Source organism: Streptomyces coryli (assembly GCF_011044975.1).
Classification (GTDB): Bacteria; Actinomycetota; Actinomycetes; order Streptomycetales; family Streptomycetaceae; genus Streptomyces; species Streptomyces coryli.
On the sequence record NZ_JAAKZV010000395.1, the window covers coordinates 1 to 4616 of the forward strand.

4 protein-coding genes are annotated in these 4616 nt (G+C 71.2%); 1 reads left to right on the plus strand and 3 read right to left on the minus strand.

The window, feature by feature from the left end:
- On the plus strand, positions 1 to 567 hold a 567-nt coding region (locus G5C51_RS39960; protein WP_206314834.1), incomplete at its 5' end, for a pyridoxamine 5'-phosphate oxidase family protein.
- Here G5C51_RS39960 and G5C51_RS39965 read toward each other — a convergent pair.
- The 3 genes from G5C51_RS39965 to G5C51_RS39975 are packed head-to-tail and all read right to left on the minus strand — an operon-like array spanning position 564 to position 4590.
- Positions 564 to 2093 carry a helix-turn-helix domain-containing protein gene (locus G5C51_RS39965; RefSeq protein WP_165245527.1) on the minus strand — a complete coding sequence of 510 codons (1530 nt, stop codon included), beginning with the start codon at positions 2091 to 2093 and terminating at the stop codon, positions 564 to 566. The genes G5C51_RS39960 and G5C51_RS39965 overlap by 4 nt on opposite strands.
- 14 nt (positions 2094 to 2107) lie before the next feature.
- Positions 2108 to 2971 carry an ECF transporter S component gene (locus tag G5C51_RS39970; protein WP_165245529.1) on the minus strand — a complete coding sequence of 288 codons (864 nt, stop codon included), beginning with the start codon at positions 2969 to 2971 and terminating at the stop codon, positions 2108 to 2110.
- Entirely contained in the window at positions 2971 to 4590 is a 1620-nt protein-coding gene (locus G5C51_RS39975) for an ATP-binding cassette domain-containing protein (RefSeq protein WP_165245531.1), read from the minus strand. The genes G5C51_RS39970 and G5C51_RS39975 overlap by 1 nt, the downstream gene beginning before the upstream one ends.
- Between the last annotated feature and the right edge of the window lie 26 nt (positions 4591 to 4616).

Genomic DNA, 4616 nt, shown 5'->3' on the forward strand with positions numbered 1-4616 from the left:
GAGGGAGGGCAGGGGGAGGATGGGCTGCGGGTGCGACTGGATCAGGTCATCTCCAACTGCCCCAAATACCTGCAGCGCCGGGAGTACGGCACCGTCGCGCAGGACGGCGGCGAGCCGCGCACCACCAGCCGGGGCGCCGAGCTCACCACGGCACAGCAGCTCGCGGTCAGTACCGCGGATACGTTCTTCATCGCCACGGCCTCGGGAGAGGGTGACGCGGACGCCTCGCACCGCGGCGGCAACCCGGGCTTTGTCGAGGTGCTGTCGCCCACGCGGCTGCGCTGGCCGGACTATCAGGGCAACGCCATGTTCCTGACCCTGGGCAATCTGGAGCTCAACCCCGCCGCTGGTCTCGTCTTCCCCGACTGGGAGACGGGCGGTCTGCTCCAGGTCACCGGGACCGCGCGCACGGTCTGGGACGCGGCGGAGGCCGCGAAGGTGCCGGGGGCGAAGCGGCTGGTGGACTTCGAGGTGACCGAGGTCAGCGAGAACTCCGGCGCGCTGCCGCTGCGCTGGAGCGAGCCGGAGTTCTCGCGTTTCAACCCGCCGGTCAGGGCGGCCGGTTAGATGTCCCGGAAGGTCTCGATGCGGGCGCCGACCGAGTTGAGGCGGTCGGCCAGGGACTCGTATCCGCGGTTGATGACGTAGACATTGCGCAGCACGCTCGTGCCCTCGGCCGCCATCATGCCGAGGAGGACGACCACCGCGGGGCGCAGCGCCGGCGGGCAGATCATCTCTGTCTCGCGCCAGCGCGTCGGGCCCTCGACCAGCACCCGGTGCGGGTCGAGGAGCTTGACGCCGGCGCCGAGGCGGGTCAGCTCGGTGAGATAGATGGCTCGGTTGTCGTAGACCCAGTCGTGGATGAGGGTCGAGCCCTGGGCGGAGGCCGCGATGGCCGCGAAGAACGGGACGTTGTCGATGTTCAGGCCGGGGAACGGCATCGGGTGGATCTTGTCGATCGGCGCCTGCAGCTTCGACGGGCGGACCGTCAGGTCGATCAGCCGGGTGCGGCCGTTGTCGGCGGCGTACTCCGGGCCGCGGTCGTGGTCGAGGCCCATCTCCTCCAGCACCGCGAGCTCGATCTCCAGGAACTCGAGGGGGACGCGGCGGATGGTCAGCTCGGAGGAGGTGACCACGGCGGCGGTGAGCAGGCTCATCGCCTCCACCGGGTCCTCGGACGGGGAGTAGTCGACGTCGCGGTCGATGTGCTTGATGCCGTGCACCGTCAGCGTCGTGGTGCCGACGCCCTCGATCCGTACGCCCAGCTCCTCCAGGAAGAAGCACAGGTCCTGGACCATGTAGTTGGAGCTGGCGTTGCGGATGACCGAGATGCCGTCGTGGCGGGCGGCGGCCAGCAGCGCGTTCTCGGTGACGGTGTCGCCGCGCTCGGTCAGGACGATGGCGCGGTCCGGCGTGATGCCCGGCTCCACCTCGCAGTGGTACGTGCCCTCGGTCGCGGTGATGTCCAGGCCGAAGTGGCGCAGCGCGCTCATGTGCGGCTGGACGGTGCGGGTGCCGAGGTCGCAGCCGCCGGCGTACGGGAGCTTGAAGCGCTCCTCGCGGTGCAGCAGCGGGCCCAGGAACATGATCACGGAGCGGGTGCGGCGGGCCGCCTCGGTGTCGAGCGCGTCGAGATCCAGATCGGCAGGCGGGATCACCTCGAGGTCGGCGCCGTCGTTGATCCAGCGGGTGCGGACGCCGATCGAGGCCAGCACCTCGAGGATGCGGAAGACCTCTTCGATACGGGCGACCCGGCGCAGCACCGTGCGGCCGGAGTTGAGGAGCGTCGCGCACAGCAGGGCGACGCAGGCGTTCTTGGAGGTCTTGACGTCGATCGAGCCGGAGAGCTGGCGGCCGCCCGACACCCTGAGGTGCATAGGGCCGCCGGTGCCGAGGGAGACGATCTCGCTGTCCAGCGCCTCGCTGATGCGGGCGATCATTTCGAGGCTGATGTTCTGGTTGCCGCGCTCGATCCGATTGACCGCGCTCTGGCTGGTGCCGAGTGCTTCGGCAAGGTGGTTCTGGGTCCAGCCCCGGCTTTGCCGGGCCGTGCGGATGAGTTTGCCGATGCGTACGAGGTAATCGTCTGCCATACGCGGAACGTATATCAGATGTGAGATCCCCGCCTGTGGAGAGGCGAGTTGGCGTCGGTGAAATTGACGGGTGCGGAAAAGGCTGCTCGGCGGGTGGCGCGGCGCAATGCTTTGAGGATGGGTGTACCGAGAGTGAGCGTGAGGAGGGCGGTGAATACGGCCCGCGGGAGGTCCCAACCCATGGAAGTTGCCAGGCAGTAGGCGATGAAGCGGCCCAGATTCTCGTGCAGTGGATCGCCGGGAACGAAACTGATGTTCGTCGACATTCCGCCAAGGTAGGGCCATCCCTGGAGATTCATGATGGTCCCATAAGCGATTGCCGAAATTGCTCCGTATGAGGCAATGAGGATCAGTTCGCGGCGACCGCGGAGGCGATCACTTCCGGGGAGAAATCCGGCGCCCATCGCGACCCAGCCCATCGCGAGCATCTGAAAAGGCATCCAGGGTCCGACGCCGCCGACCAGCAGCGCGCTGGCGAACATCGTCACGGAACCGAGCACGAAGCCGAAGCCCGGGCCGAGCACCCTTCCGGCCAGCACGATGAGGAAGAACATCGGCTCGATGCCGGCCCCGCCCGCGCCCAGCGGGCGGAGGGCGGCGCCGGCGGCGGCGAGTACGCCGATCATGGCGATCGCTTTCGCGTCCAGACCGGAGTCGCCGATGACGGCGACGGCGACGGCCAGGAGGAGCGGGAGCAGGGCGGCGAAGAGCCAGGGGGCGTCCTGGGAGTGGGCGCTGACCAGACCCGACTCGGGGGAGGCGAAGAGCGGCCAGGTGAAGGCGGCGAGGCCGATGGCGGAGACGAAGGCCAGCGCGATGAGGGCGCGCGGGCCGAGGCGGACGGCTTGGGCCTGGGCCATGGACTGGAGGTGCTTCATCACGCCGCCTCGTCCAGGGCGCGGGCGACCTGCGGGACCGTGAGCCACGGGAGCGGGTTCAGGATCTTCGCCACCTGGGGGGCGAAGGCCGGGGACGACACGACGACCTCGGCGGTCGGGCCGTCGGCGACCACCTCGCCCTCGGCGAGGATCACCACCCGGTGGGCGAGTTCGGCGGCGAGCTCCACATCGTGGGTCGCCAGGACGATCGCGTGGCCGCGGGCCGCCAGGTCGCGGAGGATCGCGGTGAGGCGGGACTTGGCGGCGTAATCGAGGCCGCGGGTGGGCTCGTCGAGGAGGAGGAGCGGCGGGCTCGCGGTGAGGATCACAGCGAGCGCGAGGGCGAGGCGCTGGCCCTCGGAGAGGTCGCGGGGGTGGACGTCGTCGGGGACGCCGGGGAGCAGGTCGGCCACCAGGGCGCGGCAGGTGCCGGGCGACGCTTTCGCGTCGTGGTCGGCCGCGGTGCACTCGGCGGCGACGCTGTCGGCGTAGAGCAGGTCGCGGGGGTCCTGGGGGACCAGGCCCGCGTGCCGGAGGAGTGCGGCGGGCTTCGTCTTGTGCGGCTTGGCGGTGCCGCTCAGGGTGACGGAGCCGGCGGCCGGCTCGTGCATGCCGACCAGGGTGCGGAGGAGGGTGGATTTCCCCGCGCCGTTACGGCCCATGAGGGCGATGGTCTCGCCCGGGCTGAGGGTGAGGGTGACCTGGCGGAGGGCTTCGGTGCGGCCGCGGTGGACGCTGAGGCTCCTGGTTTCCGCGATGGTGCTGCCGGTGGTCCTGGCCGCCGCGTCGGCGGGCCGCGGGAGGGCGCCGAGGCGGTCGCGGAGCCCGGCCGACTTGCGGCGGGCGTCCCGTACCGACAGGGGCAGGGGGGACCACCCGGCCAGCTTGCCCAGGGAGACGACGGGCGGGGCGACCGGGGAGACCGCCATGACGTCGGCGGGCGCGCCGACGACCGGGGGCTCGCCCGGGCCGGGGAGCAGGACGACCTGGTCGGCGTACTGGACGACGCGCTCGAGGCGGTGCTCCGCCATCAGGACCGTCGTGCCCAGGTCGTGGACCAGGCGCTGCAGGACGGCGAGGACCTCCTCCGCGGCGGCGGGGTCGAGGGCGGAGGTGGGCTCGTCCAGGACGAGGACCTGCGGGTGCGGGGTGAGGACCGAGCCGATGGCGACGCGCTGCTGCTGGCCGCCGGAGAGGGAGGCGATCGGGCGGTCGCGGAGGTCGGCGAGGCCGAGGAGGTCGAGGGTCTCCTCGACGCGGCGGCGCATGGTGTCGGGCGGGAGGCCGAGGGACTCCATGCCGTAGGCGAGCTCGTCCTCGACCGTGTCGGTGACGAAGTGCGCGGCCGGGTCCTGGCCGACGGTGCCGACCAGGTCGGCGAGGTCGCGGGGGCGGTGGGTGCGGGTGTCGCGGCCCGCGACGGTGACGCTGCCGCTGAGGGTGCCGCCGGTGAAGTGCGGGACCAGGCCGCTCACGCAGCCGAGGAGGGTGGACTTGCCGACGCCTGACGGGCCGACGAGCAGCACCAGTTCGCCCTCGGGGATGTCGAGGGTGACGTCGGCGAGGGCGGGTGCGGGGGCGCCGTCGTACGTCACGGAGACCTGGTCGAAGCGGATCACTGCGTTGGCTCCTCGCGGTGCGCCTT